This is a genomic window from Bradyrhizobium sp. AT1, assembly GCF_001590795.1.
Lineage (GTDB): Bacteria > Pseudomonadota > Alphaproteobacteria > Rhizobiales > Xanthobacteraceae > Bradyrhizobium.
This window is the reverse complement of sequence record NZ_JXDL01000001.1, coordinates 1,837,356-1,852,605: the sequence shown is the minus strand read 5'-3', so window position 1 is coordinate 1,852,605 and position 15,250 is coordinate 1,837,356. Positions and strand designations below refer to the sequence as shown.

Sequence of the window (15,250 nt, the reverse complement as noted above, 5' to 3'; positions counted from 1 at the left end):
GCGGTTCGCGCACTGATCGACCATCTGGCGGCGGGGTTCTCCAAGACGTTGGTCTAGCCGACTTGGCGGACTGCGCCGCACAACAATCGACCCTCTTGAATGAACGGTCACCCGCGCCCGAGCTGCACGTCGCGCTCCACGGCGATCCATGTCGTTCTCGCTACCGCCAGCAATCTCCCGGCTTCGTCATGCAGCGCGGCGTCGGCCGTGCGCTTGCGGCCGTCGCGGCCGGTGGGCCAGGCCGTGACGATGCAGGGCGCGCCGGGGCGGGGGCGCGCTTCGATGCGGGCTGACATTCGTCCGAGCAGCAGCGGGGTCTTCTCGAAGCTGCCGCTCTGCGGGTCGTAATTACAGGCAAAGCCGGTGGGGCAATCAAGCGCGGACCACAGGAATTCGGGCGCGACGAGGCCATCCTCGGCGACGAGAGTCGGATCGGGGGCCCAGCTCGCGGCGAGAACGGGCGGCTGTGCTTGACGGCGGAGCGGGCCTGCGAAGATACGCAAGCCGTCGCCTGTCGTCCTTGCGGGGCCGCAGACGAAACAATGCGGCAGCGGATGCTCGTGCGGCTCGAACAGCGCGAGCAGTTCGGCCGCGCGCGCTTCCGGCAGGGTGGCGGTCTCGATTTGCGCGAGCTCGACGCTCGCGGCGCGGCCGGTGGCGATGGCTTTATCGCCGTCGCGAAGCTCCCATGCGCCGCCGTCGGTCGCGGCCGCGGTGAGCGGCGTGTCCAGGGGAGGCGGCGCGCGCAGCGTCACCTCCGCAGGCCCCGAAATGTGACGGGCGAGCCGGCCGCAGACATAGCCGCCGTTGCCGGAGTTCGGAGGGCCGCAAAAGCGTTTGGCGATGATGATGTCTGTCAACGATCGTGTTCCTGTTTCTGTCGGTCACACTCTAGCGGATCTTGAGCACAATTCGTCCCTGAACCGTGCGATTGGCCACGGCCCGCATGGCCTCGCCGGCCTCCTCCAAAGGGAGGAGACGGTCGATATGCGGACGGATCTGTCCGGCGGCCAGCAATTGCATCAGCGTGTCGTTCATGCGCGCGCCCTCGTCCGGGCATTTCTCCGCCCAGGCGCCGGCAAAGACACCGACGATGGAATAGTTCTTGAGCAACGGCAGGTTCATCGGGAGCGATGGAATCTCGCCGCCGGTGAAGCCGATCGGCATCAGCCGTCCGCCCCATGCCATCATGCGGGCCATCTGCTCGAAGATAGCGCCGCCGACATTGTCGAAGCCGACATCGATGCCTCCTCCCGAGGTCACCGATTTGATCCGGTCGCGCAGATCCTCGCTGCGATAATTGATGACCTCGCCGGCGCCGTAGTCGCGGACCAGCGCCGCCTTGTCGTCGGAGCCGATGCCAGCGACGACGCGCAGGCCGAGATGGCGGCCGAGATCGACCGCGGCAAGCCCAACCCCGCCGGCGGCGCCGGTGACGAACAGCGTTTCGCCGCGCCCGGCGCGTGCCCGCTCGACCAGCGCGTAATACGCCGTGCCGTAATTGTGCAGCACCGTTGCCGCCGCTTCGAACGCGACACCATCCGGCAGGTGGACGCTCTTCGATTCCTTGGCAACCATCCGCTCGGCGTAGCCGCCGGTCCAGCTGCTGCAGGCGACGCGATCGCCGGGCGCGAACTTCGTCACCTTGTCGCCGACCGCGACGACGGTTCCGGAGGCTTCCGTGCCGGGCACGAAGGGTGTCTTCGGCCGCATCTGATAGAGACCGGAGACCAAGAGCTGATCCATGAAGCTCACGGACGCCGCGTGGACCTCGATGAGGATCTCGTCAGCGGCAGGTTTTGGTACGTCGATCTCACCGAGGCGCAAATCGCCGGGGCCGGTGAAGGAATGGCACAGAATGGCTTTCATCGAGGTTCTCCGGCGTTTCTCAGGGGCGTCGCATATCCTGCGACGAGCTTGACGAAATCGGCCTGTCGCGCGGCGCCGGTCTTTTCGAACAGGCGGCGCAGATGCGTCTTGATCGTCGAGCCGGCGACGCCGAACGCCGCGGCAACTTCGCGGACGCTGCCGAGCTCGACGATCGCCAGGAGGACGCGCAATTCGGCCGGCGTCAGCCGGAAGACCTGGCCGATCACGTCGGAGCAAGGCGGTATGGCCAATGTCACCTTGCGAACGAACAAGGCTGTCGAGGCGCGGCAAGCCTCGTTGGCGAACGGGCGCGTTTCCGATGTCAGCGGCAGAGCATGGGCGACGTAGCGCTGCCCGGCGGTGCCGATCATCGGCACCGCCGTTTCGCTGGCCGGTCGGGGCGCCGCGAAGAGCCGTTGCAGGGTCTGGTTGGCCGCGCCATCGCAGGCCGTGAGGTGGCCGCGAATCTCACGCAGGATGTCGCGCGCCATGAGAATGGCGCGCCCGGCCGTGTTGGCGTGAACGAGACGCGCATCGGCGGCAACGAGATAAAGGCCGATGTCGAGCCCGTCGAGCGTATCGGCCAGGGTGGCCGCATCCACCGCCGTTCCGGGAAGAGGGAAGATTGCGTTCATCGCGGGGCTCCGACAGGTCGGCGATCTCCGCTGCGGCGGCGTGCGAACAGTCGCGGCACCAGCATCGGAACGCGCTGGCGATACTGCCGATAGGTCGCGCCGAACACGGCGATCAGGTCCCGCTCTTCGAACTGCAATGCGACCAGGATGTAGACCGTGTTGGCGAGTGCGAACAGCAGATGACCTTCCGTCATCACGGGCGCGGCCCAGAACGCGAGCAGAAAGCCGAGCATGATCGGATGCCGCACGATCTTGTAGAACAGCGGGGTTCGGAACGATTGGCCGGGCATCTCGGCCCCGCGCAGCGCGAGAAAAGCCTGGCGCAAGCCGAACAGATCGAAATGATCGATCATGTGGGTCGAGGCGAACGCGATCAGCCAGCCGAGCCAATGCACGGATGTCAGCACCCAGGCCGCAATTCCGCTGGCCTGCCAAACCGGTGCAGGGATCGGCCGCCACTGCCAGAACAGCAGGAGGAGGATCAGGCTGGAGAGCAACACATAGGTGCTGCGCTCGCAGGCCGCGGGAATGAATTCGGCGAGCCATCGCTTGAAGCCCGGGCGCGCCATCACGCTGTGCTGGATGGCGAACAGGCTCATCAGCAGCAGGTTGACGACGATGGCCTCGCCTACATTCGAAGCGAGCCCGACGTCGATGGACTTCGGCACGACATAATTGCCGACGAAACCGAGCGCATAGAGAAACGAAACCGTGAAGATGGCATAGCTCACGAGAGCGTAGAGCAGGATTGCGAGGCGCGCGAACATGGTTTTTCCTCTTGTGCCGATGGCGACGGTGCCGCATGCAGGGCCTGTGCGCTCGCTGGCGAGCAGGCTTGATCCAGCTGGACCTTACCCACCGGACCGTCCCCTGCGCGTCCCCCGGAGGACGCCGGCTGCAAGAAGAGTGGTTCGATGACGGCTTTCTCGCTAGGAACGTTCGGGTTCCCCGAGGTTCACGCCGATGGCCGCCCGATCAAGCTGGCCTTGCGCAAGGGGCTTGCGCTGCTGGTCTATCTCGGGGAGGCCAGGGGCGCCGTCGCGCGCGAAACGATGGCGACGCTGCTCTGGCCGGAGACGCCACGGGAGACGGGCCTTGCGCGGTTGCGGCGGCTGCTTCACCGCGTCGAGCTCGCACTCGGCCAGTCGGTGTTCGAGACCGACCGCACCAGTCTGCGATGGTCGTCCGACGTCGGGGTGCAGCTCGACTCGCATCTGTTCGAGCAAGCCTGTGATCGCGGGGCGTTCGAACAGGCCTGCCAGATTTACCGGGGCGACTTCCTGGCGGGCTTCGCTCCGGAAGAGTGTCCCGAATTCGATGACTGGGCGTTCTTCCGCCGGGAGGCGCTGCGGGGCCGGCTGGTGCATGCGCTCGAACGCCTCGTGCAGGACAAGAACGCAGCCGGCGACCATTTTGCCGCGACGGTCCATGCGCAGCGTCTGGTCGAGCTCGATCCGCTCAGCGAGGTCTATGGCCGGCATCTGATTCGCAGCCTTTTGCTGGCCGGCGACCGCAGCGCGGCGGAGCGTCATCATGCGGCGCTGACACAGCGGCTGCGCGACGAGCTTGGGGTCGCGCCGGAAGCCGAGACCGAGGCGCTGATCAGCCCCGCAGCGGCGCCACAGGCGGTGCCCATGACGCGCTACGTAAAGGGCGCCGGCGTGCATCTGGCCTATCAGACCTATGGCAGCGGGCCGCTCGATATCCTGGTGATGCCCGGCTTCGTGTCGCATGTGGAGCGCGCCTGGGAGCATCCGGCGAGCCGGACGTTTCTGTCGTCCCTGATGAAGCTCGGGCGCCTCGTCGTGTTCGATCGTCGCGGCATCGGACTGTCCGACCGGGTCGGATCGGCGCCCGGGATCGACGTCACCGCGGAGGATATCGGCACCGTGCTGCGCGCGGTGAATTCGCGCCGTGTCGCGCTGTTCGGTGCGTCCGAATGCGGGCCGGCCTGCGTCAAGTTCGCAGTCGACGAGCCCAGGCGGGTGGCCGGGCTGATCCTGTTCGGCGCGCTGGCCAAGGGCTGCTGGTCAGAGGACTATCCGCACGCGCTGCGCGCCAGCCAGTATGACGCCTGGAGCAAGCATCTGGTCGCGCAATGGGGCGGGCCGGTCGGGATCGAAACCTTCGCGCCGAGCCTTGCCGGCGATCCCCAGGCGCGCGCCTGGTGGGCGGGGCTGTTACGCGCGGCGTCCAGTCCCGGCGGCATCTCGGCCGTGCTCCAGGCATTTCGCGACGCCGACGTGCGGCGCCTTCTGCCCGAGATCGCCGTGCCGACATTGGTGCTGCACCGGACGAACGACAAGGCGGTGCGGATCGCCGCCGGGCGCGATATCGCGAGCCGGATCAAGGGCGCCGAGTTCGTCGAACTCGACGGCGATGATCACTGGTTCTTTGCGGGGGATCAGCAGCCGGTGCTGGAGGCGATCGCGAGGTTTGTGAAACGCATTTCGTAGGGTGCGAAGGCGTAACGCACCATCTCTCACGCGGCGACGAAAGTGGTGGATTGCGCGTCGCTATTCCACCCTACGAAGAAGATCACACCGCCTCGAGCTCGCGCTTCTTCTTCGCCTTGGCCTGGCCGAGCAGGGGACCGGCAGTGAGCGCTGCCGTATCCGCCACGCACGGATCGCGCGAGATCATCGCGGCGACAATGGCGCCGTCGATCAACAACCCGAGCTGATGCGCGAGCACGGCAGGCTCGCTCGAGCCCAGCTCGACGGCGAGCTTCTCGATGTGGCCGAGCACGATCTTCTTGTGCTTCAGCGCGATGTTGCGGAACTGCTTGGCGTCCTTGTCGTGCTCGCCGACCGCGTTGATGAAGGGGCAGCCGTAGAAGCGCTCTTCGGCAAACCAGCTCTTCAGCGCCGGGAAGATGCGCGTGAGCTTGGCCTGCGCATCGCCGCCGCCGTCTTCCATGGCGGCGATGAACCATTCGCGCCACTGCTTGCCTTCGCTTTCCAGCACGGCGTTGACCAGATTGGTCTTGGAGCCGAACAATTTGTAAAGCGTGGTCTTCGCGGTGCCGGCTTCCTCGATAATCGCATCGATGCCGGTGGCGTTGATGCCATTCTTGCAGAACAGATGGGTCGCGGCGCTAAGCAGACGCCCGCGCGCGGATTCGTCGTCGCCGGTGCCGGCGTGCGGCGAACTGGAATTCTTCTTCGATGACGTCTTTGCCATACGCGCCAACTTAATCGCAGCCACGCGGTATCATCAAGCCGCATCTGTCCCGCGCCGAAAAGATTCGCAGCGCAAGGCGCATCTGCATCGCCATTGAGCAGAGCGCGGCTGATCAATCCGCAGGCAGCGACGCTTAAGCGGCTCCATTGTCTCGCATTTCGTTTTTGGCCGGCTCTGGCACGCCCTATGCAAGGAAACAGACCGTTCGGTATCCTGCCGTTTTCCACGGCTTGCCAGGGAGAAGAAGATGACTGCCGTCGTTCAAAAGACAGTGCTGACGGGGTGCCTTGCGCCCATCGACAAGAATGGCCTCGAGCAACTGATTGCGAGCGGCAAGGCCAATCCGAAGGTCGTCAAGACCTTGAAATGCAAGACGGTCGCCGAAGGAAAATTCCGCCACGCTAACTACATCCGCAACCTGCCGCCCTATATCGTCGACGAGCCGCCGGGATTGCTCGGCGACGACACCGCACCCAATCCGTCGGAAGCCTCGCTCGCCGCGCTCGGCTCGTGCCTTGCCGTCGGCCTGCACGCCAACGCCGTGCACCGCGGCTGGACCGTCAACAAGCTCGAGCTCGAGCTCGAAGGCGACCTCAATATCACCGCGGTGTGGGGCACCGGCGACACCTCGGACAAGCCGGTCGGCTTCACTGACGTCCGCGTCAAGGTCGACATGGAATGCGAGGGCATTGCCCAGGACGAGATCAACGCGCTGGTCGCGCATGTGAAGAAGTGGTCGCCGGTCGCCAACACCTTCACCCGCCCGGTCAATCTCGAGGTCGGCATCTAACCGACAGCAATCAGGACAAGGTGCGGGAGACGATCATGAATTCACTGGCTTTATCGCGGGTCGACGTTCTGGATCAGCCCGCACCGTCCATTGCAGGCGAGGTGGCGCGGATCGCGCGGGAGCAGCTCGCGCCGCTCGCCGCCGGCATCGACGACGGTTCGGTTTATCCGGCCGACGTGCTGCGCAAGTTCGGCGAGGTCGGCGCCTGGGGCAGTCACGTGCCGCACGAGGGGCCCGCCGATCTGCGCTGCGCCATCCAGGCGATGGCCGCGATCGGGGAAGTCTGCGGCGCCACGGCCTTCATGGCCTGGTGCCAGAACACGCTGGTCTGGTACGCGGCGAACTCGACGAACATAAAGCTCGCAAAGCGCTTCGGCGATGCGTTCTCGACGGGCCGGGTGCTCGGCGGCACCGGGCTCTCCAACCCGATGAAGAGCTTCTTCGGCATCGAGAAATTGAAGCTGAAGGGACGCAAGGTCGAGGGCGGCTATGTCGTGCGCGGCGCGTTGCCCTGGGTCTCCAACCTCGGTCCCGATCATTACTTCGGCACGATTTTCGAGCGCGAGGACACGGAGGAAACAGTGATGTTCCTCGCCGATTGCGCCGATCCCGCCATCACGCTGACGCCGTGCAAGCCGTTCATGGCGATGGACGGCACCGGCACCTATGGCGTGCAGTTCCGCGACGTCTTCGTGCCGGACGAATTGATCCTGGCCGATCCCGCCGGGCCCTTCGTCAAGAAAATCCGCGCCGGCTTCATTCTGCTGCAGGCCGGCATGGCGCTGGGCGTGATCAAGGACTGCATCAAGATCATGGACGAGGTTGATGGTCCCCTCGGCCATATCAACCGCTATCTGCCGCAGCAGTCGGTGCATTTCGGCGATCTCGCCGCCGAGCTCGAGGCCGAGACCATGGCGCTGGCGCGCGATCCCTATAACGAGGAGGAAACCTACTGGCGCAAGGTGATCGCGCTACGCCTGCGCGCGGGTGAAGCCAGCGTCGCGGCGGCGCATGCAGCGATGCTGCATTGTGGCGCGCGCGGCTACCTGAAAAGCCACCGCGCGCAGCGGCGCCTGCGCGAGGCCTATTTCGTCGCGATCGTCACGCCGGCCACCAAGCAGCTGCGCAAGATGCTCGCTGATTTCTGAGCTTCACGAGTCCACCCCCAGAAGACCCCCAAACCTCAACGGAGAGGCTGCCAATGACGGACGTTCTGATCTCTGCCAGCGAACTTGCCGATCTCTTGAAAACCGAGCCGTGTGTCGTGATCGACACCCGCAACCCCGATGCCTACGCCGCCGGGCACCTGCCGGGTGCCGTGAACGTGCACGAGATCTTCACGTTCCTCGCGACCTCGACGCCGGAGGGCATGACCGAGCTGAAGACCAAATTCGCCGATGCCTTCGGTGCCGCCGGCCTCTCCGGCAAGGAGACGGCGGTGATCTACGAGCAGTCGATGAATTCCGGCTTCGGCCAATCCTGCCGCGGCTATTATCTGCTCACCATGCTCGGCTATCCCAAGGTGAAGGTGCTGCATGGCGGCTTCGATGCCTGGGCCGGCGCGGGCTTGCCGGTGACGAAGGAGGTTCCGACGCCGGCCAAGGCTTCGTTCGCGATCGTGCCGGAGGCCGGCGAAATCCTGATCGACGCCAAGACCATGCTTGCCGCCGTCGGCAAGCCCGGCATCGCCATCCTTGACGTGCGCGACGTCGATGAGTGGATCGGCGACAGCTCGTCCCCCTACGGCAAGGACTTCTGCCCGCGCAAGGGCCGCATTCCCGGCGCGGTCTGGCTGGAATGGTACCGCATGATGAAGCCGACCGCCGAAGGTCCGCGCTTCAAGTCGAAGGACGAGATTTTGGCCGAATGCGCCACCGTCGGCATCACACCGGCGACACCGGTCTATCTCTACTGCTTCAAGGGGGCGCGCGCCTCGAACACCTTCCTGGCGCTGAAGAATGCGGGCGTGAAGGACGTGCGAATGTATTTCGGCTCCTGGAACGAATGGTCGCGCGACCCATCGCTGCCGATCGAGCAGGGCTTGCCGATGGCATCTGGTGTGACGACCAAGGCGGCGTGAGCCCGCGCCGTGGCTGCAGAGCTCGGTCCACCTCTTCCTACGGGAGAGGTGGACCCTCGGCGAGCACCGCTTCAACCATGCTCTAACGGTTCACGCCAAGTCGCGGACGAGGCGCGATTCCCAGCGCCTTGATCCGCGAGGCCAGCGTGGTCGGCTTGATGTCGAGCATCTCGGCCGCGCCGCCGGGGCCGAACACTTTTCCGGCGCAGGCCTCGAGTGCGGCCAGGATGTTGGTGCGCTCGTGGTCGCGCATTTCCGCTGACGTCATGACCGCTGGGCGTGCGTCGTTCTTCTGGCGCGCGGCGCTAGCTATGGGCTGTGTGCCTGATGGATCCGGCAGGTCGATCCGCAGGCGACCGTTCTGCGACAGGATCGCGGCGCGTTCGATCACGTTCTGCAATTCGCGGACATTGCCGGGCCAGTCATAGCGGGTCAGCCGGCGCGCATCGCCTTCCGACAAGCGCAAATTCGACTTCAGCGCCTTGCTCTCGCGTGTCAAAAAATGCTGGGCAAGAAGGGGAATGTCCTCGCGGCGTTCGCGCAAGGGCACTGTCTCGATCGGAAACACGTTGAGACGGAAGTAGAGGTCCTCGCGAAAACGGCCGCGCTGCACCTCCTGCTTGAGATCGCGATTGGTCGCGGCGATGACGCGCACGTCCACGGTGCGCGTGCGCTCCTGGCCGACGCGTTCGAAATTGCCTTCCTGCAACACGCGCAGCAGCTTGCCCTGGAGCTCGAGCGGGATCTCGCCGACCTCGTCGAGGAACAGCGTACCGCCGTCGGCGAGCTCGAAGCGGCCGATGCGGTCGCGCATCGCGCCGGTGAAGGCGCCGCGGACGTGGCCGAAGAACTCGCTTTCGAACAATTCGCGCGGGATCGCCGCGCAGTTGACGCGGATCAGCGGCCGGTCGCTGCGACTTGAAGCCTCGTGGATGGCACGCGCGATCAGCTCCTTGCCGGTGCCGGACTCGCCGGTGATCATGACTGCCGCCGTCGTCGGCGCCACCAGCTTGACCTGGCGCAGCGTCTTCTGGATCGCCTCGCTTCCCCCGATGATGCCGCGCGGATTGGTCTCGATGCGGATTTCCTCCTGGAGATAGGCGTTTTCGAGCTCCAGCCGCTCGCGCAGGCGGTCGACTTCGGCGAGCGCTGCATGCAGCTTCTCGTCGGCATCGCGCCGCTGGCTGACGTCGCGAAACACGACGACGGCGCCGACCACCACGCCGCGGTCGCGGATCGGAGTGGAGGTGTATTCGACCCAGGCCGGCGAGCCGTCCTTGCGCCAGAACACCTCGCCATCGACCTGGTGCACCGCGCCGTCGCGGAACGCCGCGTAGATCGGGCAATCGTGGTCGGGATAGTGGCTGCCGTCGTGATGGGTGTGGTGGACGATCGGGTGGATCTCCTTGCCGACCAGCTCTTCGGCGGTCCAGCCCAGCATGCGCTCGGCCGCCGGGTTCACGAAGGTGGTCTTGCCCTCGGCATTGACGCCATAGATGCCTTCGCCGGCGGCGCGCAGGATCAGCTGGTTCTCACGCTCGATGTCCTGAAACACGCGCTCGACCCGCTGCCAGGTGGAGATGCCGCCGCGCATATGGTCTTCGGCGGCGGCGTCGACATTGCGCCTGCGCCGCGCTTCGAGATCGGTCAGCGTCAGCAGCAGCAGCGTGCGGCCGTCATGCGGCAGCAGGCAGCCGGCATATTCGAGCTGGAGATCTTGCCCGGTGGCGTGGCGGGGATTGAGTGCCGTGGTCCAATAGGCGCCCTTGTGCAGCACGGCCTGGGTGAAGACGGTGAGGGCGGCAAGCTCGCCGGCGTGGAGTGTGCTGGCCCTGGTCTGCCGCAGCAGGGCGCGGTCATAGCCGAGCAGGGCGCAGGCGGCAGGATTGGCATCGACGATCTGATCGCCATAGGGATCGACCAGCAGTGTCGCCTCGACCGAGGATTCGAAGGCGGCGATGCGCGGGTCGATGGGGGGAGCCACATCGTCGTGGACGGGCATTGGCGTCGTTGCCATTGCGAGATCTCGTAATTGAGCTACGAAATCTCGTTTATCACGAGTTTTCGTAGCGGCCAAGCGGGGGCGAAAGTGCTGCGTCATCAAGGCACTGGCAGCTGAAGAGGCGTGGCATGCTCCTTGCGTAATTCTTCACTGCAATGACGCAGGAGGGCCGATGTCCACGTTCGACAATCCGTTTGATCCCGATCGCAATCTTCGAGCCCGCTGTGTTTGCGGCCAGCACCAATCGGCGGCGGAGCATGAGCGGGCCACCGCGCTGGCTTGCGAGCCGGTCGAGAGCGAGGAGAAGCGTTACGAGGGCGTCGTCGCCTCGGCCGTCATGCGCGCGATGTTTCCGCAGGACGTGGCGCGGCGCGCGTTCCTGAAATCGGTCGGCGCCTCGACGGCGCTCGCAGCTCTCTCGCAGTTTTTCCCGCTCCAGACCGCGACGGAAGTGTTCGCGCAAGCCGGCGCGCCCGAGAAGAAGGACCTCAAGGTCGGGTTCATCCCGATCACTTGCGCGACGCCGATCATCATGGCGGCGCCGATGGGTTTCTATTCCAAGCACGGCCTCAATGTCGAAGTGGTCAAGACCGCCGGCTGGGCGGTGATCCGCGACAAGACCATCAACAAGGAATACGACGCCGCACACATGCTGGCGCCGATGCCGCTCGCGATCTCGCTGGGCCTGGGTGCCAACGCCATCCCGTTCGCCGTTCCCGCGATCGAGAACATCAACGGGCAGGGCATCACGCTTGCGATGAAGCACAAGGACAAGCGGGATCCGAAGGATTGGAAGGGAATGAAGTTCGCAATTCCCTTCGACTATTCCATGCACAATTACCTGCTGCGATACTATCTCGCCGAGCACGGCATCGACCCCGACACCGACGTGCAGCTGCGCTCGGTGCCGCCGCCGGAGATGGTCGCGAATTTGCGCGCCGACAACATCGACGGCTTCCTCGCGCCCGACAACATCTGCCAGCGCGCTATCTACGATGGGGTCGGCTTCATGCACATCCTGTCCAAGGAAATCTGGGACGGCCATCCCTGCTGCAGCTTCGCCGCCAGCCGCGAGTTCATCACGACCGCGCCGAACAGTTTTGCGGCGCTGACGCGGGCCATCGTCGATGCCACCGCCTATGCCTCGAAAGCGGAGAACCGCAAGCAGATCGCGGAAGCCATTGCGCCCGCCAATTACATCAACGCGCCCGTCACGGTGCTCGAGCAGGTGTTGACCGGCACCTATGCCGACGGGCTCGGCGGCGTGAAGACCGACGCCAAGCGCGTCGATTTCGATCCGTTCCCCTGGCAGTCCTTTGCGGTGTGGATGCTGACGCAGATGAAGCGCTGGGGCCAGATCAAGGGCGACGTCGATTACAAGGCGGTCGCCGAGCAAGTCTATCTCGCCACCGACACCAAGAAGCTGATGACGGAGATGGGCCTGTCGCCGCCTGCGACTGCCTACAAGTCGTTCGCGGTGATGGGCAAGACTTTCGATCCGGCCAAGCCGGAGGATTATGTGGCCAGCTTCAAGATCAAGAAGGCGTCGTGATGAGGTGGGCTCTTTCTTTACCTCGCCCCGCTTGCGGGGAGTGGTCGATCGCGAAGCGATCGGGTGAGGGGGACTCTCCGCGAGTCCAATTCTCACCTCTCTTGCGGAGAGTCCCCCTCACCCCAACCCTCTCCCCGCAAGCGGGGAGAGGGAGATGACTTCATCTTCCCTCCGCCTCCGTGCCGGCCTCGTTTCCATCGTGCTGCTCGCCGCGTTCCTCGGCATCTGGCATCTGGCCACGCGCTCGACCGGCGCCACCACGACGATGAGCCCGGAATACGCCAAGCTGATGGGCCTGACGGCGACGCAGGGCAAGTCGGCGATGCCGGGCCCGGTCGACGTCGGCGCCAAGCTCTGGGAGCATGTGCGGCGGCCGTTCTACGACAACGGACCGAACGACAAGGGCCTCGGCATCCAGCTCGGCTATTCCATCGCGCGCGTCGGCACCGGCTATCTGCTCGCCGTGCTGGTCGCGATCCCGCTCGGTTTCCTGATCGGCATGTCGCCGCTGCTCAGCAAGGCGCTGGATCCCTTCATCCAGGTGCTGAAGCCGATCTCGCCGCTGGCCTGGATGCCGCTCGCGCTCTACACCATCAAGGATTCCTCGATCTCCGCGATCTTCGTCATCTTCATCTGCTCGATCTGGCCGATGCTGCTCAACACGGTGTTCGGCGTCGCCAGCGTGCGCAAGGAATGGATCAACGTCGCGCGCACGCTCGAGGTCGGCACCGTCAGGCGCGCCTTCACCGTGATCCTTCCCGCGGCAGCACCGACGATCCTGACCGGCATGCGCATTTCCATCGGCATCGCCTGGCTCGTCATCGTCGCTGCCGAGATGCTCGTCGGCGGCACCGGCATCGGCTATTTCGTCTGGAACGAGTGGAATAACCTCTCGATCACCAACGTCATCATCGCGATCCTGCTGATCGGGGTCGTCGGCATGCTGCTCGACCAGATCCTGGCGCGCTTCACGCGCATGGTCACCTTTCCGGAGTAGGAGCGATGACCGACAAGTTCATCTCCATCGAGGGCATCGCAAAGCGCTATCCCGGCGCCAGCGGCGCGACGACCACCATCTTCGAGAATTTGTGGCTGTCGATGGCGCGCGGCGAGTTTGCCTGCGTGATCGGCCATTCCGGCTGCGGCAAGACCACCGTGCTCAACATCCTCGCCGGCCTCGATGCGCCGAGCGAAGGCGCCGTCATCGTCGACGGGCAGGCGATCTCCGGCACCAGCCTCGACCGCGCGGTGATCTTCCAGAGCCATGCGCTGCTGCCCTGGCGCACCGTGCTTGGCAACGTCGGCTATGCCGTCAGCTCGAAATGGCGGAGCTGGGACCGCGCCAAGGTGAGGGCGCATGCGCAAACCTTCATCGATCTCGTCGGTCTCACCGGCTCCGAGCACAAGCGGCCATCGGAACTGTCGGGCGGCATGAAGCAGCGTGTCGGCATCGCGCGGGCGCTGTCGATCACGCCGAAGATGATGCTGATGGACGAGCCGTTCTCGGCGCTGGATGCATTGACGCGCGGCACGCTGCAGGACGAAGTCCGCCGCATCTGCCTGGAGACCGGGCAGACCGCGTTCATGATCACGCACGACGTGGATGAAGCGATCTACCTTGCCGACAAGATCTTCCTGATGACCAACGGACCCGGCGCGGTACTGGCGGAGGTCGTCGAGAACCCGTTGCCGCGGGATCGCGGCCGCATCGATCTGCATCGCCACCCGCTCTACTACGCGCTGCGCAACCACATCATCGATTTCCTGGTGACACGCAGCAAGACCTTCACGACCGAGACTCCCCACCATGACCCGCGCGACGTGCCGCTGGTGCAGATCGGCAAGCCGGGACTGACGCTCGCGGCGGGCAGCGACGAGCTACGGCAAACGTGGATGCCCGAGACCAACCCCGGATTGAGTGCCTAACCAAGGAGACCCGACATGAAACGCGAAGACCTCACCGAAAAGCTGCTCGACATCAAGCGCGAGAAGGGATGGAGCTGGAAGCACATCTGCGAAAAGATCGGCGGCTATTCCGAGGTGCTCATCGTCGGCGCGATCCTCGGCCAGATGAAGCTGACGAAGCCGCAGGCCGCCAATGCCGGCGAGCTGTTCGGCCTGTCGAAGGCGGAAGTCGCCATGCTCAACGAGACACCGATGCGCGGCATGCCGATGCCCCCGACCGACCCCCTGATCTATCGCTTCTACGAGCTTGTGATGGTGAACGGCCCGGCCTGGAAGGCCTTGATCGAGGAGGAGTACGGCGACGGCATCATGTCCGCGATCGATTTCGATATGGTGATGGAGCGTCTACCCAACCCGAAGGGCGACCGCGTCAAGATCACCATGAGCGGCAAGTTCCTGCCGTATAAATATTACGGCGCCAGCGGCAACGTGCCGGAATACGGTTTCAAGGAGGAGTGACGACCCCTCCGTCGTTCCGGGTGCGGCTCGCAGAGCCGGACCCGGAATCTCGAGATTCTCAGGTGCGCAAGCGCGCACCATAGTTCGATGCTTCGCATCGCCCCGGAATGATACTTCGTCTCACTTCCCCGCCTTCACCTCGGCGGCGGCCACCGCGAGCAGCTCGCTCATCTTGGCGCGAATCGCCTGTTCGGTGACGGCGACGTTCTTGGCGGCGAAATCGGCCGTTAGCTTGCGCACGACGTCGGCATCGCCGGCCTCCTCGAAATCGGCCGCGACCACTTCCTTGGCATAGGCGGTGGCGGCATCGCCCGATATGCCGAGCTTTTCGGCCGCCCACAGCCCGAGCAGCCGGTTGCGGCGGGCCTCTGCCTTGAATTTCTGCTCCTCGTCGAGGGCAAACTTCTTCTCAAAGCCTTCCTCGCGCTTGTTGATCTCGCTCATACCTTGTTCCAAATCCCCTGCTGAATGGAGCGGGAGCCTTCCGTTGCGGCGACCCGGCTGCATGCCTACATAGATAGCACGAATCGGCAAAACAACGGGCCGTTAAGCCGCAGGCGAGACGGTATAAGTTGGTGCCGGACGGCCGGATCGATTGTGCTCGGACAGCCAATCGGATAGGTTGCCTAAAGGCTTGGTTCCTGTTCTGTTTCCAAGGGTTCCAGACGGGTACCGGGCCGTTCACGGCAGCTCCGCTGTGGGTCTCAAATCCTAG

At 64.9% G+C, this 15,250-nt stretch carries 15 protein-coding genes; 8 read left to right on the top strand and 7 right to left on the bottom strand.

The window, feature by feature from the left end; genetic code table 11:
- Positions 1-107 precede the first annotated feature (107 nt).
- From SE92_RS08960 to mddA, 4 genes are read right to left on the bottom strand one after another with little or no spacing between them, the layout of a single operon-like run.
- A complete protein-coding gene (locus SE92_RS08960; protein ID WP_063195375.1) occupies positions 108-860 on the bottom strand; it encodes a PaaI family thioesterase in 753 nt (250 codons plus the stop codon).
- Between the two features lie 31 nt (positions 861-891).
- Positions 892-1,869, bottom strand: coding sequence for an NADPH:quinone oxidoreductase family protein (locus SE92_RS08955; protein WP_063195374.1), 978 nt, complete (start codon positions 1,867-1,869; stop codon positions 892-894).
- A complete protein-coding gene (locus SE92_RS08950) occupies positions 1,866-2,504 on the bottom strand; it encodes a helix-turn-helix transcriptional regulator (RefSeq protein WP_063195373.1) in 639 nt (212 codons plus the stop codon). The genes SE92_RS08955 and SE92_RS08950 overlap by 4 nt, the downstream gene beginning before the upstream one ends.
- Positions 2,501-3,271, bottom strand: a complete 771-nt coding sequence (gene mddA / locus SE92_RS08945) for a methanethiol S-methyltransferase (protein WP_063195372.1) — start codon at positions 3,269-3,271, stop codon at positions 2,501-2,503. Before mddA ends, SE92_RS08950 begins: the two co-directional genes overlap by 4 nt.
- A 147-nt stretch (positions 3,272-3,418) precedes the next feature.
- Between mddA and SE92_RS08940 the strand changes: the two genes are divergently transcribed.
- Entirely contained in the window at positions 3,419-4,960 is a 1,542-nt protein-coding gene (locus tag SE92_RS08940) for a bifunctional AfsR/SARP family transcriptional regulator/alpha/beta hydrolase (protein ID WP_063195371.1), read from the top strand.
- A gap of 82 nt (positions 4,961-5,042) precedes the next feature.
- Here SE92_RS08940 and SE92_RS08935 read toward each other — a convergent pair whose 3' ends face one another.
- Positions 5,043-5,687: a TetR/AcrR family transcriptional regulator gene (locus tag SE92_RS08935; RefSeq protein WP_063195370.1), complete on the bottom strand. Its 645-nt coding sequence runs from the start codon at positions 5,685-5,687 to the stop codon at positions 5,043-5,045.
- A 247-nt stretch (positions 5,688-5,934) separates the two neighbouring features.
- On the opposite strand from SE92_RS08935, the gene SE92_RS08930 reads away from it, so the two are divergent.
- From SE92_RS08930 to SE92_RS08920, 3 genes are read left to right on the top strand one after another with little or no spacing between them, the layout of a single operon-like run.
- Positions 5,935-6,477 carry an OsmC family protein gene (locus SE92_RS08930; RefSeq protein ID WP_063195369.1) on the top strand — a complete coding sequence of 181 codons (543 nt, stop codon included), beginning with the start codon at positions 5,935-5,937 and terminating at the stop codon, positions 6,475-6,477.
- Between the two features lie 35 nt (positions 6,478-6,512).
- Positions 6,513-7,625, top strand: a complete 1,113-nt coding sequence (locus SE92_RS08925) for an acyl-CoA dehydrogenase family protein (RefSeq protein WP_063195368.1) — start codon at positions 6,513-6,515, stop codon at positions 7,623-7,625.
- 53 nt (positions 7,626-7,678) lie between these two features.
- Complete coding sequence (locus SE92_RS08920) at positions 7,679-8,557, top strand: sulfurtransferase (protein WP_063195367.1); 879 nt, start codon at positions 7,679-7,681, stop codon at positions 8,555-8,557.
- An 82-nt stretch (positions 8,558-8,639) separates the two neighbouring features.
- On the opposite strand, the gene SE92_RS08915 is transcribed toward SE92_RS08920, so the two are convergent.
- Complete coding sequence (locus tag SE92_RS08915; RefSeq protein ID WP_063195366.1) at positions 8,640-10,574, bottom strand: sigma 54-interacting transcriptional regulator; 1,935 nt, start codon at positions 10,572-10,574, stop codon at positions 8,640-8,642.
- 157 nt (positions 10,575-10,731) lie between these two features.
- On the opposite strand from SE92_RS08915, the gene SE92_RS08910 reads away from it, so the two are divergent.
- From SE92_RS08910 to cynS, 4 genes are all read left to right on the top strand, one after another.
- Positions 10,732-12,111: a CmpA/NrtA family ABC transporter substrate-binding protein gene (locus SE92_RS08910; protein WP_063195365.1), complete on the top strand. Its 1,380-nt coding sequence runs from the start codon at positions 10,732-10,734 to the stop codon at positions 12,109-12,111.
- A 154-nt stretch (positions 12,112-12,265) separates the two neighbouring features.
- Positions 12,266-13,108 (top strand): nitrate ABC transporter permease, encoded by an 843-nt coding sequence (ntrB, locus tag SE92_RS08905; RefSeq protein WP_063195364.1) that lies wholly within the window; start codon positions 12,266-12,268, stop codon positions 13,106-13,108.
- Between the two features lie 5 nt (positions 13,109-13,113).
- Complete coding sequence (locus SE92_RS08900; protein WP_063195363.1) at positions 13,114-14,037, top strand: ABC transporter ATP-binding protein; 924 nt, start codon at positions 13,114-13,116, stop codon at positions 14,035-14,037.
- A gap of 15 nt (positions 14,038-14,052) precedes the next feature.
- A complete protein-coding gene (gene cynS, locus SE92_RS08895; RefSeq protein ID WP_050991028.1) occupies positions 14,053-14,535 on the top strand; it encodes a cyanase in 483 nt (160 codons plus the stop codon).
- A gap of 120 nt (positions 14,536-14,655) precedes the next feature.
- On the opposite strand, the gene SE92_RS08890 is transcribed toward cynS, so the two are convergent.
- A complete protein-coding gene (locus tag SE92_RS08890) occupies positions 14,656-14,979 on the bottom strand; it encodes a DUF1476 domain-containing protein (RefSeq protein WP_063195362.1) in 324 nt (107 codons plus the stop codon).
- Positions 14,980-15,250 lie beyond the last annotated feature (271 nt).